Source organism: Kineosporia sp. NBRC 101677 (assembly GCF_030269265.1).
Taxonomy (GTDB): Bacteria; Actinomycetota; Actinomycetes; order Actinomycetales; family Kineosporiaceae; genus Kineosporia; species Kineosporia rhizophila.
In genome coordinates this window covers 39,481-62,663 of record NZ_BSTA01000003.1, presented here as the reverse complement: position 1 = coordinate 62,663, position 23,183 = coordinate 39,481, and the positions used below count along the sequence as shown (strand labels likewise).

24 protein-coding genes and 1 pseudogene are annotated in these 23,183 nt (G+C 70.2%); 8 read left to right on the top strand and 17 right to left on the bottom strand.

What is annotated here, in order from left to right; genetic code table 11:
- Positions 1–355: 355 nt before the first annotated feature.
- Positions 356–2,581: a discoidin domain-containing protein gene (locus QSK18_RS09835; RefSeq protein ID WP_285618034.1), complete on the bottom strand. Its 2,226-nt coding sequence runs from the start codon at positions 2,579–2,581 to the stop codon at positions 356–358.
- Between the two features lie 736 nt (positions 2,582–3,317).
- On the opposite strand from QSK18_RS09835, the gene QSK18_RS09830 reads away from it, so the two are divergent.
- A complete protein-coding gene (locus QSK18_RS09830) occupies positions 3,318–3,473 on the top strand; it encodes a peptidoglycan-binding domain-containing protein (protein WP_285618032.1) in 156 nt (51 codons plus the stop codon).
- 135 nt (positions 3,474–3,608) lie between these two features.
- Positions 3,609–6,356 (top strand): helix-turn-helix transcriptional regulator, encoded by a 2,748-nt coding sequence (locus QSK18_RS09825; RefSeq protein ID WP_285618029.1) that lies wholly within the window; start codon positions 3,609–3,611, stop codon positions 6,354–6,356.
- A gap of 6 nt (positions 6,357–6,362) precedes the next feature.
- On the opposite strand, the gene QSK18_RS09820 is transcribed toward QSK18_RS09825, so the two are convergent.
- The 7 genes from QSK18_RS09820 to QSK18_RS09790 form a co-directional block, all read right to left on the bottom strand.
- Positions 6,363–7,289, bottom strand: a complete 927-nt coding sequence (locus QSK18_RS09820; protein ID WP_285618027.1) for a DUF5996 family protein — start codon at positions 7,287–7,289, stop codon at positions 6,363–6,365.
- A 64-nt stretch (positions 7,290–7,353) separates the two neighbouring features.
- Entirely contained in the window at positions 7,354–8,079 is a 726-nt protein-coding gene (locus QSK18_RS09815; protein ID WP_285618025.1) for a flavodoxin family protein, read from the bottom strand.
- A gap of 134 nt (positions 8,080–8,213) precedes the next feature.
- Positions 8,214–8,573, bottom strand: coding sequence for a hypothetical protein (locus QSK18_RS09810; RefSeq protein WP_232812731.1), 360 nt, complete (start codon positions 8,571–8,573; stop codon positions 8,214–8,216).
- A gap of 67 nt (positions 8,574–8,640) precedes the next feature.
- Positions 8,641–9,945, bottom strand: coding sequence for a GNAT family N-acetyltransferase (locus QSK18_RS09805; RefSeq protein WP_285618023.1), 1,305 nt, complete (start codon positions 9,943–9,945; stop codon positions 8,641–8,643).
- A gap of 104 nt (positions 9,946–10,049) precedes the next feature.
- Complete coding sequence (locus QSK18_RS09800; RefSeq protein WP_285618021.1) at positions 10,050–10,733, bottom strand: hypothetical protein; 684 nt, start codon at positions 10,731–10,733, stop codon at positions 10,050–10,052.
- 12 nt (positions 10,734–10,745) lie between these two features.
- A complete protein-coding gene (locus QSK18_RS09795; RefSeq protein WP_269810626.1) occupies positions 10,746–11,342 on the bottom strand; it encodes a LuxR C-terminal-related transcriptional regulator in 597 nt (198 codons plus the stop codon).
- A 41-nt stretch (positions 11,343–11,383) separates the two neighbouring features.
- The gene (locus QSK18_RS09790) at positions 11,384–12,610 is read right to left on the bottom strand and encodes a sensor histidine kinase (RefSeq protein WP_285618018.1); all 1,227 of its coding nucleotides are present in this window, start codon (positions 12,608–12,610) and stop codon (positions 11,384–11,386) included.
- Positions 12,611–13,020: 410 nt separating this feature from the next.
- Between QSK18_RS09790 and QSK18_RS09785 the strand changes: the two genes are divergently transcribed.
- On the top strand, positions 13,021–13,245 hold the full coding sequence (locus QSK18_RS09785) for a hypothetical protein (RefSeq protein ID WP_232812727.1): 225 nt from the start codon (positions 13,021–13,023) through the stop codon (positions 13,243–13,245).
- Positions 13,242–13,664 carry a roadblock/LC7 domain-containing protein gene (locus tag QSK18_RS09780; RefSeq protein WP_285618015.1) on the top strand — a complete coding sequence of 141 codons (423 nt, stop codon included), beginning with the start codon at positions 13,242–13,244 and terminating at the stop codon, positions 13,662–13,664. The genes QSK18_RS09785 and QSK18_RS09780 overlap by 4 nt, the downstream gene beginning before the upstream one ends.
- Positions 13,665–13,725: 61 nt before the next feature.
- Here the strand turns inward: QSK18_RS09780 and QSK18_RS09775 are convergent, their stop codons facing one another.
- From QSK18_RS09775 to QSK18_RS09760, 3 genes and pseudogenes are all read right to left on the bottom strand, one after another.
- Positions 13,726–14,376 carry a TetR family transcriptional regulator gene (locus QSK18_RS09775; protein WP_232812726.1) on the bottom strand — a complete coding sequence of 217 codons (651 nt, stop codon included), beginning with the start codon at positions 14,374–14,376 and terminating at the stop codon, positions 13,726–13,728.
- 69 nt (positions 14,377–14,445) lie between these two features.
- Positions 14,446–15,359, bottom strand: a pseudogene (locus tag QSK18_RS09765) (threonine aldolase family protein).
- Positions 15,259–15,756: a DUF427 domain-containing protein gene (locus tag QSK18_RS09760; RefSeq protein ID WP_232812723.1), complete on the bottom strand. Its 498-nt coding sequence runs from the start codon at positions 15,754–15,756 to the stop codon at positions 15,259–15,261. Before QSK18_RS09760 ends, QSK18_RS09765 begins: the two are co-directional and overlap by 101 nt.
- A 129-nt stretch (positions 15,757–15,885) precedes the next feature.
- Here QSK18_RS09760 and QSK18_RS09755 point away from each other — a divergent pair, with 129 nt between their 5' ends.
- A complete protein-coding gene (locus QSK18_RS09755; protein ID WP_232812722.1) occupies positions 15,886–16,182 on the top strand; it encodes a putative quinol monooxygenase in 297 nt (98 codons plus the stop codon).
- 9 nt (positions 16,183–16,191) lie between these two features.
- On the opposite strand, the gene QSK18_RS09750 is transcribed toward QSK18_RS09755, so the two are convergent.
- The 3 genes from QSK18_RS09750 to QSK18_RS09740 form a co-directional block, all read right to left on the bottom strand.
- A complete protein-coding gene (locus QSK18_RS09750; protein ID WP_232812721.1) occupies positions 16,192–16,785 on the bottom strand; it encodes a TetR/AcrR family transcriptional regulator in 594 nt (197 codons plus the stop codon).
- Positions 16,786–16,825: 40 nt separating this feature from the next.
- Positions 16,826–17,509 carry a type 1 glutamine amidotransferase domain-containing protein gene (locus QSK18_RS09745; protein ID WP_232812720.1) on the bottom strand — a complete coding sequence of 228 codons (684 nt, stop codon included), beginning with the start codon at positions 17,507–17,509 and terminating at the stop codon, positions 16,826–16,828.
- Positions 17,510–17,715: 206 nt separating this feature from the next.
- Entirely contained in the window at positions 17,716–18,807 is a 1,092-nt protein-coding gene (locus QSK18_RS09740) for an acyl-CoA dehydrogenase family protein (protein WP_232812719.1), read from the bottom strand.
- Between the two features lie 349 nt (positions 18,808–19,156).
- On the opposite strand from QSK18_RS09740, the gene QSK18_RS09735 reads away from it, so the two are divergent.
- Both QSK18_RS09735 and QSK18_RS09730 read left to right on the top strand, forming a co-directional pair.
- On the top strand, positions 19,157–19,972 hold the full coding sequence (locus QSK18_RS09735) for a hypothetical protein (protein ID WP_285618005.1): 816 nt from the start codon (positions 19,157–19,159) through the stop codon (positions 19,970–19,972).
- A 67-nt stretch (positions 19,973–20,039) separates the two neighbouring features.
- Positions 20,040–20,594, top strand: coding sequence for an SHOCT domain-containing protein (locus QSK18_RS09730; protein WP_285618004.1), 555 nt, complete (start codon positions 20,040–20,042; stop codon positions 20,592–20,594).
- 10 nt (positions 20,595–20,604) lie between these two features.
- On the opposite strand, the gene QSK18_RS09725 is transcribed toward QSK18_RS09730, so the two are convergent.
- Positions 20,605–21,066 (bottom strand): iron chaperone, encoded by a 462-nt coding sequence (locus tag QSK18_RS09725; RefSeq protein ID WP_285618002.1) that lies wholly within the window; start codon positions 21,064–21,066, stop codon positions 20,605–20,607.
- Positions 21,067–21,203: 137 nt separating this feature from the next.
- Here QSK18_RS09725 and QSK18_RS09720 point away from each other — a divergent pair, with 137 nt between their 5' ends.
- Positions 21,204–21,575, top strand: a complete 372-nt coding sequence (locus QSK18_RS09720) for a PH domain-containing protein (RefSeq protein WP_232812715.1) — start codon at positions 21,204–21,206, stop codon at positions 21,573–21,575.
- Positions 21,576–21,593: 18 nt separating this feature from the next.
- On the opposite strand, the gene QSK18_RS09715 is transcribed toward QSK18_RS09720, so the two are convergent.
- Together QSK18_RS09715 and QSK18_RS09710 are read right to left on the bottom strand one after the other, a co-directional pair.
- Positions 21,594–22,514 carry an alpha/beta hydrolase gene (locus QSK18_RS09715; protein ID WP_285618000.1) on the bottom strand — a complete coding sequence of 307 codons (921 nt, stop codon included), beginning with the start codon at positions 22,512–22,514 and terminating at the stop codon, positions 21,594–21,596.
- 50 nt (positions 22,515–22,564) lie between these two features.
- Positions 22,565–23,125, bottom strand: coding sequence for a quercetin 2,3-dioxygenase (locus QSK18_RS09710; protein ID WP_285617998.1), 561 nt, complete (start codon positions 23,123–23,125; stop codon positions 22,565–22,567).
- Between the last annotated feature and the right edge of the window lie 58 nt (positions 23,126–23,183).

The window sequence follows — 23,183 nt, the reverse complement described above, 5'->3', positions numbered from 1 at the left end:
GCGGTGGCCACCAGCCACCCAGGTGCCGTCGAACCCGACCAGAGGACGGGCGTCCCCAGTACGAGTCCTGGTGGACTTCGGGCCCCATCGCCTTGGGTGAGATCCCGGCCCGCCCCTGCGGGGCGGGCCGGGATCATGTCAGGCGTTCACCGGTCGGCGGCGACCGCGAGGGTGAAGTTCTGGACGGCTTCCCGCTTCGGTGCCGGAAGGGACTCGATGTCGATCCGGTCGGTGGCGCTGTTGTCGTCGTGGACCTCTCTGGTTCCGGGGACGCCAGGTCCCGGACCGCGAAACCCGGCCTGGTCGGGCCGGGTTCCGCAGCCCTTGCGGGGCTGACCCTCGACGAGTGGCTACCTCACGGGTAGGACACCACGTTGCGCGGCACCGTGTTCCCGGCCGGGTTGGGCACTGCTCCGCCGGTGTTGTTGACCACGTTGCTGATCGTTCCCACGTCTCCCAGCGAGACGGTGAGGATGCTGCGCAGCTTCACCCCGGCGCGGTTGGGGACCTCGAAGCTGTGGTCCAGTTTCACCGCCGGGTTGACGTTGAAGTAGGCGTACGAGCCGCCGCCCCACACCTCGTGTTCGGTGACGTTGTCGGCGACCTTGTAGGCGGCGTAGCCGTTCTGGGAGCCGTTCATCCAGGCGGCCTGGTTCGGTACGTCGTAGGGCTTCTCGTTCTGGAAGAAGATGGTCCTGCCGCGGTTGCCGTTCCAGATCACCTCGTACTTCTGGTAGTGCTCGACGAACAGGCCGGTGGCCAGCACGTCGTCACCGTTGACGATCAGGCCGGTGTCGCCGGTGTTGACGTTCCAGCCGGTGGGGGCGCCGCCGTGGTCGGCCCGCCAGGCCCAGATGTGGTCGATGATCGTGTCGTCGCTGTGCACGGTCAGGGTGGTGGTGGCCTTGCCCTGGACGCTGCTGCCGATGCGGAAGAAGACGTCCTGGATGCTGACCGGGTTGGCGGCGTGGTCGGTGTGCGCACCGGCGCTGCCGACCGTCATCAGGTTCGGGCTGTTGGTGGTGCCGGCGTCGAAGGTCAGGCCGCTGACCTTGACCCCGTCGACGTCGGCGACGCTGAGCGCGGTGACCCCGCCGGAGGGGATCAGGGTGGGGAAGCCGATGCCCGTCACGACGGTGTTGGCCCGGGTGACCTTGATGGTCTCGTTGAGGGTGTAGGTGCCGGGGGTGAAGAACAGGTTCAGGCCCTGGGCCAGGGCCGAGTTGATCCGGGCGGCACTGTCACTGGGCTTGGCCACGTAGAACTCCCGCATGGGGATGGAGCTTCCGGCGGTGTTGGGCCAGGTGGCGCCGGCGGAGTTGCGCTTGAGCGAGGGCACGAAGACCCGGTACTTGCCGGCGCTGTCCACGTACAGGTAGGGCTTCTCACGGGTGACGGGGGTGGTGGCCAGGGTGGTGTGCGGCGGGTTGGGGAAGGCGTTCGGCGGTGCTCCCTGCACGCCGGAGTAGACCATGTTCCAGACGCCGCCCTCCCAGCTGCCGATCGAGCTGTCGCGGGTGTACCACTGCTGCTGCGAGCCGGAGGAGACCTTGCCGTCGACCTTGCTGTCGGCCAGGTAACCGCCGCTGGAGTAGCCCTGCCCGTTGTCCTGGTTCGACGGGGCGAGGGTCAGGTTGCCCTTGATGTGCACGCGGCGCATCGGGGCGGCCTGCGAGACGGCCCAGCGGTTGGTGCCGCCCTCGGGGGCGATGGAGATGTTCTCGACACTGCGCCAGAAGTTCTGGGTGGCGTTGGCCGTGTCACCGTAGTTCCAGCCGGAGTCCACGTTGACCGCGCCGTTGATGGTGACGTCGTCCGGGTTCTGGCCCAGGCCGGCAACCGCCGTGTAGAAACCCAGGTTGGCCCAGACCCGTCCGTAAGTACCGGGTTTGAACAGGAAGGCGTGCCGCTGCGGCCCGAACTGTGCGGTGGGGCTGACCAGCTGGGCGTTGAAGGCCGAGTCGAAGGCGGACTGGATCGTGGCCGTCGGGGTCGACGGGTCGAAGACCTTGACGTTGGGGCCGAAGTCGGGCGTGTCGGAGGTCGGCAGCGTCGGGTCGGTCGGCGTGGTGCCGCCGTAGACCTGGAACTCGAAGAGCGAGTAGCCGTATCCGGTGGCCCGGGCGGTTCCGTGCAGGCGCACGTAGCGGCCGCTGCCGCTCACGTCGATCGTCTGCAGGCCGGCCTTGCCCGCGGTGGTGGGCGTGATGTTCGTCCAGCTCGTGCCGTTGGCCGAGGTCTGGATGGTGAACGCCGAGGCGTAGGCGGCCTCCCAGTTCAGCCGGATCTGGCTGATCGTCTGGGTGCTGCCCAGGTCGACCTGCAGCCACTGCGGGTCCGACCAGGCACTGGACCAGCGGGTGCCGGTGTCGCCGTCGACCGCCAGGCCGGCCCCCAGGGCCCCGGCGTTCTCGCTGGAGGAGGCGGTGGCCGGGCGGCCCTGCGAGAGCAGGGTGTCGGCGGCGCGGGCCGGCTGCACCGTGAACGTCAGGAAACCGGCCATCAAGGCCAGGACAGAGCCGATCAGGAGCGCCGGGTACCGGCGACTGCGGCGGAGGTGCGCACGTGGGACGGGAGACATCCTTGACTCCTCAAAATGGGCGTGACGAATGACAGGGCGTCAGGAACTGGGAAAAGGCCCTGGGTACAGGGGTGACGACATCCGGAAGGACGTCAGGCGGACTGCCTCATCTACCGGTCGGTGGCCTGGTCGGGCACCGCTGGGCAGCAGGGTGGGGGTGGGCAGGACTGTGGGGCGTTTCCATGGTGGTGTCCTCCGGTCAGGGATGGCAGAGGGCAGAGGAGATCGCTCTCAACATCGGTGACCGGGACCCCGAGTGTCAATCTGCGGGGCGCGCGAGTGCGCCGAACGGACAACCTGTCCGGACCTGAAAGTTTTCGGCTTCGAACAATTTTCGGAAATCGGTGAGGGGTGGGCGGGCTCGCTCGCCGGGACTGTTACGGGATGGATAAGGGGGCGCGTGACCGCGCAGATCCGGCCTTCTGCAGGCGAGGTCCCCCGAGCCGCAAAGGTCCAATTCACGGACGAACGGGGGGCTTTGGCTTTGGATCGAAAAACGAGTTTTTGTCACCGATCTGTCCCGTTCCAGGGTGAGCCCGGTCGCCCTCACGGCGGCCCGAAACGCTGCGGAACCGAAGGAGCCGGTAGGCGTCTACGTAAGTAATTTGGCTTCGCTGCAATAGCTTTCGCACTGATCGGTGGTGCTCTTCTGGTTGGTCCGGCGAGCCCGGCCCACGCCTGCAACGCTCTTCCAGCCGTCCTGGACCCGGTCGTCTGCCGCCGGTATCGAGGCCCAGTGCCTGCTGAAGTACCGCTCGCACGATCCGGCACGATCGACGGTGTCTCCGGCACCAATTCCCAGAACGCGGCCTACCCCGACGCCGACCTGACCGAAGACGGCAAGGTCGGCCCTAAGAGCTGGCCCTACCTGCGCAGCAGCTCGGTGTCCTGAGCCCAGGTGAAGTGCCCGCCGGCCCTCCGCCCGGATCGGCTGGTCAATCGGTCACCTCCGGCCCGGTGCGGGTCGTTATAGCCTCGAACGGCCGAGCCGCACCATCGCGGTGCAGCACGACCTGGGAGGGGCACCATGAAGCTGTTCGGACGGCAGGCCGAGACGGCGGCCCTGGACGAACTGCTGAACCGGGCGGCCGATGGTGCGGGCTCCGCGCTCGTTCTGTGGGGCGAACCCGGCATCGGCAAGACCGCCCTGCTGGAGTACGCGGCCGAAGCCGCCTCCGGGGCCGTGGTGTTGCGCTGCCGGGGCACCCAGATGGAGGCGGGGCTGGCCTTCGCGGCTGTGCACCAGCTGCTGTGGCCGGTGACCGACCAGCTGGACCTCCTGCCCGCGGCGCAGGCGGCGGCGTTGCGCGGTGCGCTGGGGCTGGGCCGGGACGAGACCGAGCTCTTCCGGGTCGGGGCCGCCGTGCTTTCGCTGATCAGCCGGCTGGCCCAGGTACGGCCCGTGCTCGTGGTGATCGACGACGCCCAGTGGATCGATGAGGCCAGCGCGCACTGCCTGGGCTTCGTGGCCCGGAGGGTGGCCGGTGAACCGGTTGCGCTCCTGGTCACGGGACACCAGGACCCGGCGGGCGGCCCCTGGGAAGGGCTGCCGGCGATGCACGTGGCGGGTCTGGCCGAGGACGACGCCCGCGAACTGGTGGCCGACGTCATCCCCGGGGCCGACCGGGAACTTGTGGAACGCACGGTTGCGGCGGCGGGAGGCAATCCGCTGGCGCTGCACGAACTGCCCACCATCAAGCCGGAATCCGAGGCCCTGACCCCGCTGGGCAGGCCGGCCGACCCGCCGCTCGGCCCGCGGCTGAAGCGGGCGTTCACCGGCCGGGCCGCGGCCATGACACCGCCGGCCCGGGCCCTGCTGCTGCTGGCCGCGGCCGAGGACCGGGGGGATCGCGACCTCGTGCACCGGGCCGGGGCCGAGTGGCACGTGGGGCCGGCCGCCTGGGACGAAGTCCTGCGCTCAGGCCTGGTCCGGGCCTCGGGTACCCGGCTGGAGTTCCGTCACCCCCTGGTCCGGGCGGCCGTGTACGAGGCGACGCCGTTCCTGCAGAGGCAGGCCGCCCACCGGGCGCTGGCCGCCGCTCTGCCGGTGGAGGCCGAGGCGGAACGGGCCTGGCACCTGGCCACCGCGGCGGACGGGCCGGACGAGGACGTGGCCAAGCTGCTGGAGCAGACGGCCGAGCAGTGCCTGCGCCTCAGCGCAGGGCCGATCGCGGCGCGCACGCTGCGCCGGGCCGCGCAGCTCTCGCCCCAGCCGGACGCGGCCGGCCGCCGGCTGGCTGCGGCCGCCCGCGCGGCCTGGCAGGGCGGTGACGCCGAGCTGGCCCGGGAGTTGCTGGAAGAGGCCGAGGGTCTCAGCGGTGAGATCGCGGTGGTGCGGACGAGTGGCGGCCTACGCGGCATTCTCGAGTTCGCGAGCGGTCGGCCGGAGCGGGCCCACCGCTACCTGGTCGGTGACATGAGCGAGGTGGCCGAGACGACCCGCGCCGTGCAGTTGGGCACGGTGGCGGTGCGGGCGGCCTGGTCGGCCGGACGTCCCGACCTGCAGCAGGAGGCGCTGGAGCAGGTGCGGGGCCTGCCCCTGGACGACGAGCCCGCCCTGGCGGCGCTGCTGCCGGTGCTGCGCAACTGGTGGGCCTGCTACGACCCCGACGGTCGGGAGAGCCCGGTCCGGCTGGACTTCTCCGGCGAGACCGTGACCCGGCTCAGCGGGGCGGCCTGGGAACTGCTGCCCCCGGTGCCGCTGGTGCAGGCCTGGGGCGTCGAGGGCGACCTGCTGGACGTGCTGCGGGTGCAGGCCGAGCAGTTGCGGCGCCGGCACGAGCTGGCCGGATTGGCGATGGTGCTGTCCCAGACCGCGATCCTGGACACGGCGGCGGGCCGATGGGACGCCGCGCAGGCCGCCGCGTCCGAAGGGCTGCCGCTGGCCCAGGAGGTCGGAGCCGATCACGTGGCCACCCAGTTCCACGGCACCCTGGCCGCCTTGGCCGCGCCCAGAGGCCAGGAACGCGCCGCCGCCGAGCACATCGATCACATCCTGAGGGTGTCTCTGGAACGTGGGGTACGAGCCCTCAGCGCGGCGGCCTACTGGCACCGCGGGCGAGCGGCGCTGTTCGCGGGACGGGCTCAGGATGCGCTGGTCGATCTGGAGTGCCTGGCCAAGCCCGGCCACGAGGCCGCGCATCCCAGCACGGCGGTGACCGCCTCGGTGGACACGATCGAGGCAGCCGTACAGACCGGCAGCACTCATATTGCCGAGGCCAACCTCGTCCTGCTGGCCGAGTGGGCGCAGCGCTCGGGCGCCACCTGGGCCCGGGCCGGCCATCACCGTTCGCGCGCCATCATGGACGGCGGCCCGCAGGCCGAGGAACTGTTCCGGGCCGCCCTGGAAGAAGGCCTGGGAGGCAGCCCGTTCGAGTACGGCCGCACCCGTCTGCTGTACGGCGAATGGCTGCGGCGTGCGCGGCGCCGCGCCGACGCCCGGCTCGAACTGGGCGGCGCTGCGGAGATATTCGAGCGGTTGGGCGCCCAGCCGCTGCGGGTCCGGGCCCTGCGTGAACTGGACCTGGCCGATGGCCCGGCCGCCCGGCGGGCCCCCGATTCGGCGGCCGGCCTGACGGCTCAGGAACTGCGGGTGGCCCGCCTGGCCGCCGACGGCCTGACCAACCGCGAGATCGCTGCCCAGTTGCCGATCAGCCCCCGCACGGTCGGCCACCACCTGGCCAGCGTCTACCCCAAGCTGGGGATCACCTCCCGGGGCGAGCTGGCCCGGATCAACTTCGAGGACGGCCTGCGGCTGGGCCCGGCCGGCGACTGAACCAGCTCACTTCCAGCGGAACGGGTTGTCCTCCAGCGCGGCCCGGTCCCACTTCGCGAGGTCGGCCGCGGCCTCGTAGGTGGTCCGCAGGAACTCGGCGACCGCGCGATCGGGGTCCGGGGCGGCCCGGGCGGCCTCGTAGGGGAACAGGAACTGCTGGAAGTCGTTGCTGTAGAAAGCTCCCTCGGGCCCGGCCGGCTGCTCGGCAAAGCCCTCTGGGGCCGGGTAGGCGTAGGAGTAGAAGGCGCCCTCCTCGCCGCCACCGGGCCAGAATCCGCAGCTGGACAGCTCGCGTGAGTAGCCCTCGACCATCACCCAGTCGCCGCAGTTGGGCACCCCGCCCGGGTGCGGCGGGGCCGAGCGCCCGGAGAAGCGGGTGCAGGCCAGATCCATTCCGCCCCAGAAGAAGTGCACGGGGCTGACCTTGCCCACGAAGTGCGACCGGAACTCGCCCATCACCCGGTTGGCCTGCAGGAGCTGGCGCCAGAACAGGGTGGCGGCCTCGCCGTCGTAGGAGTTGTGCACGTGGTCCTCGGCGAACGGGATCGCCGGGTCCACCTCGTTGGGGTGCGGCCGGATCGGCGCCTCGATGCCGAGTCCGGCCAGCAGGCCGAGAACCTGGGCGTAGAACTCGGCGACGGCCATCGGCCGTAGGGCCAGGGTCTGCACACCGCCGTTGCTGCTGCGCACCCGAAGCTGGTGGTCGACGAAGTCGAACTCGATCTCGAAAGCGCCCGTGCGGTGAGGGATGCTGGACGTGGTCAGCCCGCGTGGACTGACGTACAGGGTCACCTGCCACCAGTGATTCAGCAGGGGAGTGTGGGCCATCCGGATCTTGCCCACGATCTGCGTCCACATGTGCAGGGTGTCACGGGTGTCGGTCCAGTCCGAGACCCGGAGGCTCGGCCAGCTCGTCGACGTCGGGCCGGTCATCGGTTCTGTCTCCTCAGAGGGCTTGCGGCAGAGTATTTGAGGACGTCTGCGGGTCTCGTTCTGGTCAACGGTACTCAGGATTGGCGTGGTCCGGGTGCGTACCGGCGTCCCAGGCGGTGCGCTGGTTCCCGTAGGCCGGGAACCCACCGGCCCGCCGCAGCAACGAGGCCAGGTGCATCAGGTTGTACGTCATGAAAGAGACGTTGCGGTTGGTGAAGTCGTTGTCCGGACCGCCGGAACCCTCGTCCAGGTAGGAGGGCCCGGGCCCGACCTCACCCAGCCACCCCGCGTCGGACTGCGGCGGCACGCTGAACCCGATGTGCTGCAGACTGAACAGGATGCTCATCGCGCAGTGCTTCAGCCCGTCCTCGTTGCCGGTGAGAAGGCAACCACCGACCCGTCCGTAATAGGCGTACTGGCCTTGTTCGTTCAGAACACCGGAGTACCCGTAGAGCCGCTCGATCACCCGCCGGGTCACCGAGCTGTTGTCACCCAGCCAGACCGGCCCACCGATCACCAGGATGTCGGCCGCCAGAACCCGCTCCAGCAGCGCCGGCCACTCGTCGATGGCCGCCCCGTGGTCGGTCATGTCCGGGCGTACGCCGGTGGCGATCTCGTGGTCGACCGCGCGGACCTGCTCCACGACCACCCCGTTGGCCTCCATGATGGCGGCGCTGCGGTCGATCACCCCCTGGGTGTGGCTGGGTTCGGGGGAGCGCTTGAGGGTGCAGTTGACGTACATCGCACGCAGCGCGGTGAAGTCGGGTTTCTCGATCACCGACGCGGTCATGGGGGTCCTTCCGGATTACCAACGATCACTGACCCCGGCCCGTCAGATCGGACCGGACAGCGCCGAGCACCGGCTCGACGCCCGACATCCAGTTTCGAGTGCGCCGACCGTCACCGAATCGGTCGGTCAATCGGTCAGGCCCGCCAGCTCTCGTCGATGACCACCGCGTGCCCGTCCTGCGGCAGGGAGAACAGCAGGGCGTCGCCGGCGACGTTGCAGTCCTTGCCCTCAGCTCGGCGCAGCCGGGTGGCGAGGGCCGCCCGGTCGGCCGCCGGCACCCACGTGATCGGCAAGCCACAGGGCCAGACGCCGAGGGGCACGTGCTCCCGCTTGATCCAGGGGCGGGCCTGATTGATCGGCATTCTCCGGGGCTCCGGCAGGGGGCGGCCGTCCGGATCGCACGGGACGATCTCTTCGCCGTCGGAGGTGTCGGCGGCCCGCGGCAAATTGCGCAGGGTGTCGGCGAAGGTGTCCCGCTCGGCACGTCCTGGCATGTCTCGAGGGTAGGCGGGCATTGTTGACCTCGCTACGGCGGAAAGCACGCCCCAGCTGTGCGTGGCGTCAGCCGAGGGGCCAGACGTGGACGGGCACCCGGGGAAAGAGGGCGGCCAGGAAGCGCTCGCTGATGCGGTCCCTCACCGTGCAGTCGGGCCAGGCGTGGAGGATCTCGGCCAGTGTGCGATGGCCCAGGACGAGGTGCAGCAGGGCAGCCGGCGGAAGGGCGGCGTGGGTACCCGGGTCGGTGCTGGGGCTGATCACGCCGGGCCTTTCGCTGATGGCCGTCAGCTCGCCGCCGTCGAACTCCAGCTGGGCTGCGCGATGGTAGGTGTCGATGACGAGAGTCGGCTCCGGCCAACGCAGACCGGCGGCCTGCAGGCGCGAGCGCAGCACTGGTTGCAGCCGGCTGAGCAGGTCGACCTGATCCGCGGCGCGCACGTACCAGCCGTTGGCCCGCCTGGGCACTCCCGGGGGACCGAACCGGATCAGCGGATGGTTGGGATGCAGGAGTGGGCGCACCCCGGTGAACGAGCGCCCAGCGGCCTGCGCGTACGAGCGGCCGACGTGGACCAGGTACTCATGCAGGGCGGGGGCTGCCTGCGGCCAGTCGATCGGTTGCCGGCAGGCGGCCGCGACGGTGGTGAGCTCTCCGGTGGGTGAGAGACGGGCGCTGTGGGCGAGATAGCCGCGAACGTCGTCGCCCTGAACCAGGACGGCGATACAGCGGCGAGCAATGTCCTTCTGCTGCCGCCCGCTGATCTCATAGCGCCACGTCTCCTCGTCCCTGGGGCAGGTCAGGGTCTGGCCGGCTGCCGTTTCCCGGTCGATGGCGGCCAGGGCTGCCGCATCGGTCGGGACGGCCGGGCGGACCGGCAGTTGGCTGTGGGCGGGTTCGCTGGGCGCGGGCAGCATCGGAGCTCCGCCATGAGCCAGTGCGTAGTCGTACCCGAGTCGCCGGTAGAAGTAGGGCACGCCCTCGATCATCTGGACCGGGATGTTTTCCGCCACGCAGCGCTGATGCAGAACGTGGAAAAGCTTTTCGGTCAGCTGGTTCCCGCGGTGATCCGGTGCAACGCCGACCAGTTCGACCTGGACCACGGGCAGCCGGACTCCGGTCAGGCTCCATTCTTGGCGGAGCATGACCAGACTGGCCACCGGGCGGCCCGTTGCCGGATCCTCGGCCACCAGGAAGTCGTCCGGGGCGACCGAGGGGTGCCCGGCCATGAGGTCCTCGACCCAGGCGCTGATGCCGGGGTGCGGCTCTCCGCCGGTCAGGGGCTGCAGTTGCACCTCTGCCTGGAGCCGGGCGAGCTCGGGCAGGTCAGCCGCTCTGCCTGGCCGGACCGGGTAGCGCTCAGAAGCTCGCATCGGATGACCCTTCACTCCCCCCGGACACCCCTGCGAGCCCGTCGCGCAAAAGGTACCTTCAGGTCAATTGGGTGTACAGGCTCCCGCCCCGGTTCTCCCACGGCTCAGCCGCCGTCGATCAGCATCAGAAATGGTGCGTCGGGGCTGGCCACGGTGCTCACGTTGGCTGCGACGACCACGAGCGCAGCAACGGCCACGGCGGCCGTGAGCAGGCTCGCCCAGCGGCGCCGGGGCCACGCGGTCACGGAAAGGCCGATGAGCACGATCGAAAGTAGCCCGATCAGAAGGGCTTTGAGGACGTGCCAGCGGGTGTACTCGCCGAGCATCACATCGAGGGCCGGAGATGCCGGGCCGTTCGTGAGCTGTTCCCGGATCTCGTCCAGTACTGCGGGCATTCGGGGGTCGGAGGCAAGGTTGGGCAGCAGGGTGCCGAAGGGGGACGCGGCGCCCTGGACGTTGGCGATCAGCAGCACTGCTGCCACGAGGGCGAGTGCCCCGAGCGGCAGGCGGCGGCGGGGGAGCCGGGCGGCCAGCGCCAGGAGCACCCCGAGCAGGAGAAGGGTGATCGTCAGGCGCAGCAGGTGGTAGCGGAACTGATGGTCGACGATGGGCTGGAGCTCGGGTGGGAAGTCGGGTCCGCCGCTGGTCCAGTAGAGGATGAACGCGTCTGGGAAGTCTTCGACACGGCTTGGGCCCAGGAGCGCGGGGGCAAGAAAGTATGCGATGGCCAGGAATCCGGCCATGGCGAGGAGCCCGGCGTCGGAACGCCGGGCGGCGATGGTGATCACGGGGAGGAGCTCCTAGTCGGTTCGGCTGCGCAGGTACGCGAGTACGGCCAGGACGCGCCGGTTGGTGTCGTCGCTGACCGGCAGGTCGAGCTTGGTCAGGACGTTGCCGACGTGCTTGGCCACACCGGCCTCGGTCAGGGAAAGGAGCCGGGCGGTGGCCGCGTTCGAGTGCCCCTGCGCCATCAGGGAGAGGACCTCGCGTTCGCGGGGCGTGAGGTGGGCCAGGGGATCGCGGCGGCGTTGCATCAGCTGGCGGACCACCTCGGGGTCGACGACGGTGCCGCCGTCGGTCACCCGGCGTAGCTGGTCGGCGAACTCGGCCACGTCGCCGATGCGGTCCTTGAGCAGGTAGCCGATGGAGCGGCCGGAGCCGGAGGCGAGCAGGTCCCCGGCGTAGCTGTGCTGGACGTACTGGCTGAGGGCGACGACGGGCAGGTCGGGCTGGGCCGTGCGCAGGGCGACGGCGGCCCGCAGACCCTCGTCGGTGAAGTCCGGTGGCATGCGGACGTCGGTGATCACCAGGTCGGGCCGGTGGACGGGGACGGCGCTCAGCAGGGCCGGGGCGTCCCCGACCGCGGCGACGACCTCGATCCGGAAGCGGCCGAGCATGGCGGTCAGTCCCTCCCTCAGGAGGACCGAGTCCTCGGCGATCACGACGCGCACGGCAGCTCCACCCGTACAACGGTGGGGCCGCCGGCCGGGCTCGACATGAGCAGTCGCCCTCCGGCCGCGGCGGCCCGGTCGGCCAGCCCGGTGATCCCGGATCCGCGGGTGGGATCGGCGCCGCCCTGGCCGCTGTCGCGGACCTCGATCAGCAACTGGCCGGCCTCTGGCCGGGCGGTGATCGAGATCTGCGTGCTGTCGGTGTGTTTCGTGGCGTTGGCCAGGGCCTCGGAGATCGCCGCGAAGGCCGCCGTCTCCACCTCGGCGCAGTAACGGCCGGGTGTGACGTGGACGTGCACGTCCAGGGAACTGGCGGCGGCGAGTTCCTCCACCGCGGCCAGGAGCCCGAGTTCGCGCAGAGTTCGGGGACTGATGCCGCGGATCAGGTCCCGGAGCTCGGTCATCAGCGTCCTGGCCTGCTCGTGGGCGGCGCTCATGGCCGCCGCGGCCGGTGAGGACTCGGGCAGGTCGAGGCGGGCCAGGCCGATCTGCATGGTCAGGGCGACCAGGCGCTGCTGGGCGATGTCGTGCAGATCGCGTTCGATGCGCTGGCGCTCGGCGTCGAACGCGTGCGCGAGACGGGCCCGTGACCGGGCCACCTCGACCAGGTCCTCGGACGGCTCGGGCTCCAGCAGCTTGCGCGTCAGTGCGGCGTGCCCGGAGCCGAACAACGGGGTCAGGTAGAGCAGGACCGGGATCAGGAGCAGGCCGCCGGTGGTGCGCACCAGCACACCGGTCAGCGAGCCGACGTCGGAGATCCAGTGCTCGACCGACAGCGGCGTCGTCACGACGATCAGGGCGAGGACGGCCAGCGCCCCCAGCCAGATGGGAGCCAGGAAACCCACCAGCACCAGATGGGCGACCGCTCGCCAGAGGTGGGTGCTGTGCCCCCGGTGCGGGAGCGGGGCTCCGTCGAGCAGGCGCAGCCGCCACTGTTCGGCGCGAGCGACGGTGAGCGCGAGCCGGGGCCCGAGCGAGGCCAGCAGGCCGAGTCCGATCAGGAGCAGTCCGGCCGACACGATCAGGTAGGCCCCCGTCGGCCGGGTGCTGAGCACCACGACGGCCGAGATCACCGGGGTCAGCGGGACCGCCAGGAGCAGCCAGAGCACGCTGGAGGTCACCGCTGTCGTGGCGGCGTAGGCAGATCCTCGCCACGGCCGGGCCGGGGCCGGGAACTGCCACCCGGTCGTCCACCGGAGTGCTGCGTCGGTCATGCGCCCAAGCTAGGGGGCTTGGCAGCGCCCTCGACAGCGCACCAGTACGACTGCCGGGGTAGACCTGGCACTACCTTGCGCCACTTGCATGACCTTGCACTGTCTGGCGGCGCCGGGCGAGGATCAGCCCTGAGCGATCTTTACCCGAACGTGTGACGCCGGTGATGGGCCCGTAGTACTCTCCTGAGACTTAGTCGCATGTTGTGACTCAGGCTGAACAGGATGGGCCATGACAGACGCCGCACCTTCGTCGACGAGCACGGGCCGCCCGCACCGTCGCGGTCGCCGGAAGCCGTGACCGGCGCATGATCGACCTGCGCGGTTATCTGTACAAGCTCGGTCCGGCAGCGCCCGAGGAGCACCGTGGGCCGGCGACCTCAGGCCTGAGGGGCAGGGGGCGGCGTGCGAAGGTGCAGTGGCCCCGGCTGCCCGACGAGCAGGACCGCGGTACCGACGCGGTGATCGTGCGGGCCCGGCTGGGCAGCTACCAGCGGGCCCTGACCAGCGCCCGCAAGACGCTGCGCAGGTCGCACTCGGCATCGGCCTTCCATCCGGCCGGGACAAGTCTTTTCATCACCGACAACGACGGCGGGGCCGGTAGCGGCTCCTCCTCGAGGCAAGGAGGCGACCTGTGAGCACGGGCACCGGCACCGACGTCACCTGGCTGGTCGACGGTTTCGCACAGCAGGTTCCGGGCGTGGCGCACGCGGCCGTGGTCTCGGCCGACGGTCTTCTGCTGGCCGCCTCCGCCGGGCTGCCCCGCGACCGCGCCGACCAGTTGTCCGCGGTCGCGTCCGGTCTGGGCAGCCTCACCAACGGCGCTTCCTCGCTCTTCGCGGCCGGCTCGGTGATCCAGACGGTGGTCGAGATGCAGGGCGGTTTCCTGCTGCTGATGGCCGTCTCGGACGGGTCGTGGCTGGGGGTCCTGGCCGCGCCGACCGCCGACATCGGTCTGGTCGGCTACGAGATGACGGTGCTGGTCGACCGGGTCGGCGAGCACCTTTCCCCGCAGATCCGGCGCGCCGCCAACGGGAACGCGCGACCGTACATGTGAGCCGAGGTCGGCCCCCGGTCGGCGTACCACGTCGGCCGGGGGCCCGATCATCCAAAAATGCTTAGCTCGTAGGTTTTTCTGACGTGTGCGTGGTGCACCGGCGCAGCTTCTCCACGGCTTGCCGGTACATCACCGCCAGATCCGCATCCGGCGTCTCCACCCACTCGTCCAGGGTGGCCTGCAGCAGAGCGACCGCGGTCTCGGCCACCACTCGTGCCTCGAAACCGTCGACCGCGCCGGCCGTTGCGACCAGTCGCGAACGGATGCGCCCGGCCAGGGCGTGAGTGTGCGCGTCGGCGGCCTGCCGCAACGCCTGCTCGCGCTGAATGAGCCTGCGCAGGCTCACGTACCGCGCCCGCTGCGGTGGCGTCACCCGGCCGAGCAGGTCGGCGGTGAGCTCGACCAGGGCCGGCAGGGTCGGCTCGACCGGTGACGACGTCCGGCCGCGCCGGTCCATCTCACCGACCAGATCGACCAGGTCGTGCAGGGCGGCCTCCTCCTTCGACCTGAAGTAGCGGAAGAAGGTGGCCCGGGAAATGCCTGCGGTGCAGGCGATGTCGTCCACCGTGGTCCGGGCGAAGCCCTGCTCGCCGAACAGCCGCAGGGCGACTGTCCCGATCTCGTGGGTGGTTTGACGGCGCCGGCGCTCCCGCAGCGTCTCGGCGGGGCTGTCGCTTGCGGCTGTTGCAGTCGACCGCCTCCCTGAGACCATGGCTCATAGTACCGTTCTCGGCTCCCGTCCCCGCTCGAGGCCACGGGCGCGTCCCTCGGTGACCGGCGATCAGGCCACGGCCGTCCGCGTCGCCTCGATCAGCCGGATCACGTCCTCGGCGGTGGTGTCGAAAGACGTCATCCAGCGCACCTGACCCCGCCCGATGTCCCAGTCGTAGAAGTGGAACTGCTCGTGAAGGCGCCGCACCGCGGCGGCGGGCAGTTCCACGAACACGGCATTGGCCTGCACCGGATAGCTGATCCGCACGTCCGGCAGGTCTTTCAGCCCTTCGGCGAGGAGTGTCGCCATGGCGTTGGCGTGGGTGGCGTTGCGCAGCCACCGTTCTTGGTGCCGCCGAAGCTGACCACGTCCCCCCCGACGTCACTGGTCAGCGCCCGCAGCGGAACGCCCAGGTGGGCAGCGGCATTGGCCAGCCGGGCGCCGTCCAGGTGCACCCGCATCCCCTGCCCGTGGGCGAACTCGGTGATCGCTGCGATCTCCTCGGGCGTGTACACGGCGCCCGTCTCGGTGGCCTGGGCCAGGGTGACCACCTGGGGCCGGGCCCGGTGCGGGTCGTCGAAGCCCCAGGCCTGCCGGAGCAGGTCGTCCACCCGCAGCTTGCCGTCGCCGGTGGGCACCGGCAGCAGCTTGATCCCGGCCACCTTCTCCGGTGCCCCGCCCTCGTCCCCGTGCACGTGGGCGGATTCGGCACAGATCACCGCGCCCCAGCGGTCGGTGGCGGCCTGAAGGGCGAGGACGTTGGCGCCGGTCTTGTTCAGGGCCGCGTACGGACGCACGTGGTCACCGAAGTGGTCGCGGAACACCTGGGCCAGGTGCCGGGTGTACACGTCCTCGCCGCCGAAAAAGCCATTTTCCGCCGGGTCACCAGCCCCAGGTACCCGGACCACCCTTGAACGGGCCGACCACGTCGTCGGTGATCCAGCCGCCGTAGAAGCCGCCCTCCTGCGGGCGCACCCGCTCACCGTCGACCGTGCACTCCAGCTGGGCCGGATATCCGGTCAGCGCACCGGCGAGGTCGGCGAAGCGAGCGGTCGGGGTCTCGTACGACCACATCGCGGCCGGCAACACCCCGGCCGGTGTGACCACGTCCCAGTAGGTGGCTGCGCCCTTCCACTCGCACAGCGTGGATGCTTTCTCCGAACGTCGCAGCACCCCGGGAGTGATGCTGTCGGCAGGCACGTACCAGGTCGGCGGGTGCGAGGTCTCCAGCACCCGCCAGGCCCGGTCGGTGTCGGCGATCAGCGTGCCGCCGACCCGGACGAGCACTCGCTTCGTGCTGCGGACCAGGGCCGGTGGGCGAGGGTAGTCCCAGACCGACTCCTGTCCGGGGCCGATCGGATGCGGGGTCACGGGTTTCATGGCTGGATTCAACCCTGCCCGGCGGGGCGGTGCCCGTCGGGCCCGATCAGGCCCGGTCGCGCAGCCCCGCCCGGCAGGGGTTAACGTCTGTGGCACAGGTGGCGAACGCACGAGGGAAGGCGACCAGTCATGAGCGTGATCGCGGTGCTCGAGTTCCGGCTCAGGCCCGAGACCCTCTCCGAGGGCCTGCCCGTGCTGCACGAGGTCCTGCAGGAGACCAGGACTTTCGCCGGCTGCCGGAGCGTGGAGGTGATGGTCGACCAGGCCGACCCTGCGCACCTGGTGGTCGTCGAGCACTGGGAGTCGATGGAGGCCGACGAGGCCTACCGGGAGTTCCGCGCCGGGCCCGGCGCCCCCACGGCCCTGGGGCCCCACCTGGCCGGTGCCCCGGTCCTGACCAAGGGCGTCCTCGACCCGTCGATCTGACCGGGACGTTCAGATCCCCAGGAGCCGGCGGGTCACCGTGGCGGCGTTGTCCATCGGCTGCAGGCTGCGGTTGACCTTGGCCATGACGCTGGCCCCGAGCCACAGTTCGTAGAGGGACTGGGCCATCGCGTGGGCCTCGCCGTCCAGGGTCAGCGACCCGTCCTCGGCCCCGCCCTCGAGAGCCCGGGCCAGCCGGTCGATCACCCCGGTGGTCCCGGTCTTCAGGGCCAGGCGCATGGGCTCGGACATGTCGGCCACCTCGGCCCCCAGCTTCACGGCCAGACAGCGGCCCTGGCACTCGTCCAGGCTCTGGGTCTCGCGCCAGTTCTGCCAGTAGGCCATCAGGCGATCGGCCCAGGTGCGGCCGCTGTCACCCATGATCTGGTCCATCTCGAGCAGGTAGTGCTCGAAGTAGAAGGTGATCACGGCTTCGCCGAACGCGTCCTTCGAGGCGAAGTAGTGGTAGAAGGAGCCTTTCGGCACGCCGATGCTGGAGAGCACCTCGTTGATCCCGACACCCGCGTAGCCCTTGCGGGAGAAGATCTTCTCGGCCGAGTCGAGCAGGGCCACGCGGGTGTCCGGGCCGGCGCTTCTGGGGGGCATGAGGGCAGGATATCCCCTCATTAGACCGGTCGTCTCCGGCTCACTGCCCGCGCAGCGCCTCGACCAGGAGGTCGGCGGCCGCGGCGGAGGAGCCGGGGTTCTGCCCGGTGATCAGCAGGCCGTCCTGCAGCACGTAGGACGCCCAGTCCTCACCCTTGGAGTAGACGCCGCCCTGTTCGACGAGCATGTCCTCGACCAGGAAGGGAACGACGTCGGTGAGGCCGACACCCTCCTCCTCGGTGTTGGTGAAGCCGGTGACCTTCCGGCCGGCCACCAGGGGCGTGCCGTCCTCGTTCACCACGTGCCGCAGAACGCCGGGGGCGTGGCAGACCAGCGCGGCCGGCTTGCCGGAGCGGACGAACGTCTGGATCAGGTCGATCGAGTCCCGGTCCTCGGCCAGGTCCCACAGGGGTCCGTGGCCGCCGGGGTAGAAGACGGCGTCGAAGTCGGTCGCGTCGACGGTGGACAGCACCGCGGTGGAGGCGAGAGCGGCCATGGCCTCGGGGTCCGCCTCGAACTGACGGGTCTGGTCGGTCTGTGAGCTGGGCTCGTTGCTCTTGGGGTCGAGCGGGGGCCGGCCGCCCTTGGGGGAGGCGAGCGTCAGTTCGGCGCCGGCCGCCTTCAGCCGGTAGTACGGCGCGGCCAGCTCCTCCAGCCAGAAACCGGTCTTGCGGCCGGTGTCGCCGAGCTGGTCGTGAGAGGTCAGGACGATCAGGACCTTCATGGTGATGCGCCTCGCTGGTTCCGGGGGTCGGCTGCTTCCGGACGGCCTGGCAGGCCGCCGGAAAGAACACTAGACGACTGGTCTACTGGTGTCGAGCGCAGGTGCCCCGACCTGGTGAGGTGCCCACCGGCGTCCTCAAGAAAAAAGCGAGAACCCGGTGGGGCAGGGGCCCACCGGGTTCTCGGGACGGTGTGTCGCCGCAGCTCTCAGCTGCTGGGGTTGAGGACCTGCCCGCCGATCTCGTCGGAGCAGACCTCCACCGAGTACGCCATGAGCGCGCCCGCCTGAGCGTCGCGGAAGTGCCGCTGGATCGGCGAGGTGTTCAGGTAGCCCGACCCTCCACCGGCCTTCACCCCCAGGGCGGCCATCTCCTTGGCGATCTCGTTGGCGGCCAGCTTGGCCTCCATGCCGACCAGGGTCGCCCGGGGATCACCGGCATCGGCCAGGCTCATGGCCTCACCCGCCAGCAGCGTTGCGCCGCGCAGTTTCACGTACAGGGCCGCGGTGTCGAACTTGAGCCACTGCATGTTCGAAAGGGTGGTGCCGGCGCCCGGCAGGAAGCGGGAGCGCGCGTGCTCGGCGAGAGCCTGCAGAGCCGCCTGCGCGATGCCGACGGAAAGGAACGGCAGGCCCACCGCGATGAAGCTGGCCACCGTGGGATCGGGCATGCCGCAGCGCCGTTCGGCCGGCAGCAGGGTGTCCTCGAACGAGATCAGCTGGCTACGGGTGCCCCGCATCCCCATCGTGTCCCAGATCGGCACGAACGAGATCGTCTCGTCCTTGCTGAGCCCGAAGAAGCCCGGGACACCGTCGATCAGGGCGTTGACCAGGAAGTAGTCGGCGATCTCGCAGCCGGAGACGAACCGCTTGGCGCCCTTGAGCGTCCAGCCGCCCTCGGTGGGGGAGGCGCTCTGCTGCGGCATCAGGAACATGTTGCCGCTGCTGGGCTCGGACAGGGCGTTGGCGAAACGTTTTCCGGCAGCCAGTTCGGCGGCGTAGTGGGCGGCCTGCCCGGGGGCGGACATCCCGACCAGCGCCTGGGCGGCCCCGACGTGCATGAGCCAGACCGTGGCGGTGGACGGGCAGGCCTCGGCCAGGACGGTGAGGATCTGCCCGACGGTCCGGTAGGAGACGCCCTGGCCGTAGGGGGCCGGCAACAGCGCGGTGTCCAGGCCGCAGGCGTTCAGGGCCTGGAGGTTCTCCACCGGCAGGGTGGCCTCGGCGTCGTGCCGGGCCGCGTTCTGGGCGAAGCCCTCGGCCAGGTCCCGGACCGTCTTCAGCCACTGGTTGTCATCCATGCCTGGCTTCCTTTCACGTCGCTGACGGGATGTCCAGGGGTGGCCCGGGGTGAGCCTGGTGAACGGAACGAATGACGGGGCAGGCGTGCACCGTGCAGGGGTGGATCGGCCTACGTGAGGCTGTGAGAAGGTTGCTGCACTCTTGCGCAAAACCGCCCAAAAGGTGGCCGACACGGCTTACCTTGGGTGAGGTCTCGGGGGAGACGCCATCGTCCAGGGGGGACGTGTCATGCCTCTTCGTGGCTTGGGCCGGGCCCTGTTCAGCAGCAGGTCCGCAAGCGTAGGAACCGGCTCTCGAGCTGGTCTTTCAGTGTTCGCTGTCACCAACGTAGTCGACGGGAGATCCCCGATGATCAAGCGCACCGTCATGGTCGGGCTGGCCACCACGGCCCTGGCCTCCACCTCACTCCTGCTCGCCGGGCCGGCTCAGGCGGCCAAGAACGTCGAGTCCTGCAGCATCACCGACATCCTGCCCGACCGGGTGGTCATCGGCACCAGCGCCGAGCGGGTGCAGTTCGGGGTCCGGACCACCTGCGACGACCAGGACGTCAAGTTCGCCGTCCGGGGTGCCGGTATCGGCACCAGCGCACACGCGTTCTGGTTCGCGGCCTGCAACTACGACATGCTGCAGGGCCCGACCAATTTCGACTGCACCCACGGGGGTTCCGGCGTGATCAACCCGATCGGGGGCACGTACCGGGGCTACGACTTCGTGCCCGGCAACGACCTCACCGGCCCGAACCCGATCTACGCCGGTGCCTTCGTCGACGCCGACCACAACGCCAAGGACGACGACGGGGGTGGCCATTTCGAGCTGTCCGAGACCATCACCCTGCTGCGGCAGACCCGCTTCGGTGACAGCCTCGACGCCTCTCCCGAACCGGTCCGCAAGGGCAAGAAGATCAACCTGACGGCCGACCTGGAGACCGCGGACTGGAACACCGGCACCTGGGAAGGTGTCGACGCCACCGTGCAGATCCAGTTCCGGGCCGTCGGGGAGAAGAAGTACCGCACCGTGGAGACGGTCACGGCCACCGGCGGGAAGGTGGACACCAGCGTGGTCGCCAAGCGTTCGGGGGACTGGCGGGCCCACCACCCCGCCACCGAGGCCACCGCCGCCTCCACCTCGGGCAGCGACTACGTCAAGGTGAAACCGGCTCGCTGATCCCCGGTAGGGCGCCGGGCCCGGCCCGGCGCCCTGCCCGGGCACTCCGGCCTGCGACAATGCGGGCATGGATGGCGGACTCTTCTCCTGGCTGCGCCGGCCGACCGCGGGTGAACGGCTTCGCGCCGCCCACGTGCGCGACGACCTGGTCGAGGCGGCCGACCGGGCCGCCTTCGGGCGCCCGTGCGAGGCCGAGGTGGCCGCCCTGGCCACGCTGCTGACGCCGGAGGAGGTCGTCCAGCAGGTCATGGAGGGACGCCACGGCAAGGTGGCCGGGGTGCTGGCCCTGACCACCCGGCGGATCCTGTTCGTGGCCGAGGGGGCCGCGCCGCAGAGCGCGCTGATCATCGACCGCGCCGACGTCCTGGGCGCCTCGGGTCAGGAACACCGCGGGCTCAGCACCCTGGCGCTCCTGACCCGTTCCAGCGAGATGGAGGTGGATCAGGTCCTGGGCAACCAGGCCGTCACCTTCGCCGAGAACACGATGCGGCCCCCGGCCGAGGCTGTGCCCTCGGCCGACCCGCTGACCGAACTGGCTGAACTGCGGGCCCGGCACCAGGCCGGCGAGATCGGTGACACCGAGTTCGAGACCCGCAAACGTCAACTGTTCGAACAGATCTGAAGGCGCACGGTCAGGAGACGGCCGCCTTGACGAGGGCGCGCACCCTGGCCTCCACGTCCGGGTTCCACTCCACCAGGGCGAAGGCGGTCGGCCACATCCCGGCCTCGTCGAGGTTCGCCGCGTCCTGGAAGCCGAGCGTGGAATACCGGGCCTTGAACTTGCCGGCCTCCTGGAAGAACACCACCACCTTGCCCGCCGCGTCGGCGTAGGCCGGCATGCCGTACCAGGTCTTGGGCTGCAGGTCGGGGGCGGTCCCGGTGACCACCACGTGGACCCGCTCGGCCAGCTCACGGTCGGCCGGTGTCATGGCCGCGATGGCGTCGAGCACCTGCTGGAGCCCGTCGGCCTTCTTGGTGCCCTTCTTGCCCTCGGCCCGCAGTTCGGCGGCCCGGGCCTTCATGGCCGCGCGTTCCTCGGGACTGAACCCGTCTGCCGGTCCGCTCGTCTGCGTGGTGGTCTTCTTCGCCGGCATGCTGGACGTCCTCTCGCGCTGACTCGTCGTCGTGGTGTCTGGCCGGAACGCTACGGCCGCGCGGTGGGTGGAGGCTTCTCGAATCCTGACCGGTTCGGCAAGCTGCCCTCTTTGGCCGGATTGCCTAGACTGCCTGGGTGATCGATTTCGCGACCGACTCCACGTTCAAGCTCACTGCGGCCTCGACCCGGGACGCGCGGCCCGTCGAACCGCTGCTGATCCACGGCGAGGAGCTGGTGTACGCCTTCAAGTCCGTGCGTGACCTGGTGGTCTTCACCAACAAGCGGATCATCGCAGTCGACGTGCAGGGCATGACCGGCAAGAAGAAGGACTTCACCAGCCTGCCCTACTCCAAGGTGCAGGTCTTCTCGATCGAGACCGCCGGGACCTTCGATCTGGACGCCGAGCTCGAGCTGTGGTTCAGCGCCGTGGGCAAGGTGCGGTTCGAGTTCCGGGGCGGTTCCGACATCCGCCAGATCAGCCAGATGATCGCCTCCTACGTGCTCTGAGGCGGTACTCGCGCGGGTTCAGGCGCTCGTGCACCGGCGGGCGAAGTCCGCGGTGAGGGCGTAGCAGTTCTCCACGTCCTCGTCGGAAAGACCGACCCACAGATGGTTTCCGCCGGGCAGAAGGCGCAGTTCGGGGTCATGTCCGGCGGCCCGCAACGCCTCGGCCAGACGCACGGACTGCTGGGCGGGCACCAGGACGTCGTCGGTGCCGTGCAGGATGAGGAACGGCGGCGCGTCCGGGCCGACGTGGGTGACCGGGCTGGCGTCCCGCGCCTGCTTGGGCCGGTCGGCCACGGCGCCGCCGAGCAGCAACGACTCCCGAGTGCTCGGGTTGCGGGGGTCGAAGGCGCCCCCGGGATGGTCTTCGGCGAGCCCGGCCAGATCGGTCGGCGCGTACCAGGTGACGCAGCCGGTCACGGTGGCACTTCCGCGCCGGCGGTGCTGGGTCAGCGCGGTGAGGGCGGCGAGGTGCCCGCCGGCCGACTCACCCCACAGCACCGTTCTGGTCGTGTCGATGTTCAGGTCGGCGGCGCGGGTGTGCAGCCAGTCCAGGCAGGCGGCCAGGTCTTCCGCCTGGGCGGGGTGGGTGGCCTCGCCGCTGAGGCGGTAGTCGGGGGAGGCCACGGCGAACCCGGCCTGAGCCAGCCGGGCGAAAGGGCCCGGCCGCCAGTTCTGGAAGCGCGGGCCAACGGCATCCCGCGTGCCCGTACGCCAGCCACCCCCGTGGACGAAGACGACCAGCGGAACTGGCCCACCGACGTCTTCAGGCAACCAAAGGTCAACAACCAGAGGACGACTGGCGTCCAGTACCCCGTAGACGGCCCCGCGCAGCAGCCGTACTCCCTCCGCAGGTCGAGCCGGAGGTGGAAGGGGCAGTTCGGCCGGGTCGGGCGGGGCCAGGAGATGCCGGGGAAAAGGCTTGGAGACGCTGTTGGCCACGGTGGCGTCCTTCGTGAGTCAGTGCGTGTTGGGTTGCGCGACGCCAGCTCTCAGCTTCCGGTGCGCCACTGGTGGTCCGGCAGGAAGATCACGTCGTGCTCCTGGGGCACGGTGACGAACTTCTGCCGGTCGGGGATGTAAGGCGTTCGGGGCAGGCCCTGTTCGTCGGTGGGGGCACCCAGGTTCTCGAAGAACCGCTCGAACGTGCCGCCCGGCCCGGCGGCCACGCCCACGATCCGGCTGTGGTGGCGCTCGATGCGGTAGGCGTGCGGGCAGTTCTTCGGAACGAAGCCGAAGTCTCCCGCCGTGAGCAGCTTCTCGTACTGCTCACCCTCCCGGTCCTCGACGAAGAGACGCACAGCACCGTCGGTGATGTAGAAGACCTCGTACGTGTCCGGGTGCGAGTGCGCGGGAATGGTGTCGCCCTTCGGGCCCTCACAGGTGAAGAAGTTGAACGTGTTCTCGGTCTGCTCGCCACCGGCGTAGATCGTGAACATGTCGGTGAAAAGGTGCGCCCGGTCGCCCATGTCCTTCTCGATGAAGTACGGCCTGCCCGGCTCCGGCGGAATCTGGGAACGCTCGCGGTAGCGGGTGGCGAACTCGATGGTCATCGTCGGCCTTCCTGGTTCGAGAACAGCGCTCGGCGCGGTCGCTCACCCCAAAGTAGGA

What these genes read in the sequence shown, in the direction of transcription:
- QSK18_RS09740 (WP_232812719.1), bottom strand. Translation starts at nt 18,807, where the DNA reads ATGGATGACAACCAGTGGCTGAAGACGGTCCGGGACCTGGCCGAGGGC.
- QSK18_RS09790 (WP_285618018.1), bottom strand. Translation starts at nt 12,610, where the DNA reads ATGACCGACGCAGCACTCCGGTGGACGACCGGGTGGCAGTTCCCGGCC.
- QSK18_RS09815 (WP_285618025.1), bottom strand. Translation starts at nt 8,079, where the DNA reads ATGACCGCGTCGGTGATCGAGAAACCCGACTTCACCGCGCTGCGTGCG.
- QSK18_RS09725 (WP_285618002.1), bottom strand. Translation starts at nt 21,066, where the DNA reads ATGCCGGCGAAGAAGACCACCACGCAGACGAGCGGACCGGCAGACGGG.
- QSK18_RS09795 (WP_269810626.1), bottom strand. Translation starts at nt 11,342, where the DNA reads ATGCTCGGCCGCTTCCGGATCGAGGTCGTCGCCGCGGTCGGGGACGCC.
- QSK18_RS09760 (WP_232812723.1), bottom strand. Translation starts at nt 15,756, where the DNA reads ATGAAACCCGTGACCCCGCATCCGATCGGCCCCGGACAGGAGTCGGTC.
- QSK18_RS09825 (WP_285618029.1), top strand. Translation starts at nt 3,609, where the DNA reads ATGAAGCTGTTCGGACGGCAGGCCGAGACGGCGGCCCTGGACGAACTG.
- QSK18_RS09810 (WP_232812731.1), bottom strand. Translation starts at nt 8,573, where the DNA reads ATGCCAGGACGTGCCGAGCGGGACACCTTCGCCGACACCCTGCGCAAT.
- QSK18_RS09835 (WP_285618034.1), bottom strand. Translation starts at nt 2,581, where the DNA reads ATGTCTCCCGTCCCACGTGCGCACCTCCGCCGCAGTCGCCGGTACCCG.
- QSK18_RS09750 (WP_232812721.1), bottom strand. Translation starts at nt 16,785, where the DNA reads ATGCCCCCCAGAAGCGCCGGCCCGGACACCCGCGTGGCCCTGCTCGAC.
- QSK18_RS09820 (WP_285618027.1), bottom strand. Translation starts at nt 7,289, where the DNA reads ATGACCGGCCCGACGTCGACGAGCTGGCCGAGCCTCCGGGTCTCGGAC.
- QSK18_RS09745 (WP_232812720.1), bottom strand. Translation starts at nt 17,509, where the DNA reads ATGAAGGTCCTGATCGTCCTGACCTCTCACGACCAGCTCGGCGACACC.
- QSK18_RS09710 (WP_285617998.1), bottom strand. Translation starts at nt 23,125, where the DNA reads ATGACCATCGAGTTCGCCACCCGCTACCGCGAGCGTTCCCAGATTCCG.
- QSK18_RS09730 (WP_285618004.1), top strand. Translation starts at nt 20,040, where the DNA reads ATGGATGGCGGACTCTTCTCCTGGCTGCGCCGGCCGACCGCGGGTGAA.
- QSK18_RS09775 (WP_232812726.1), bottom strand. Translation starts at nt 14,376, where the DNA reads ATGGTCTCAGGGAGGCGGTCGACTGCAACAGCCGCAAGCGACAGCCCC.
- QSK18_RS09735 (WP_285618005.1), top strand. Translation starts at nt 19,157, where the DNA reads ATGATCAAGCGCACCGTCATGGTCGGGCTGGCCACCACGGCCCTGGCC.
- QSK18_RS09805 (WP_285618023.1), bottom strand. Translation starts at nt 9,945, where the DNA reads ATGCGAGCTTCTGAGCGCTACCCGGTCCGGCCAGGCAGAGCGGCTGAC.
- QSK18_RS09755 (WP_232812722.1), top strand. Translation starts at nt 15,886, where the DNA reads ATGAGCGTGATCGCGGTGCTCGAGTTCCGGCTCAGGCCCGAGACCCTC.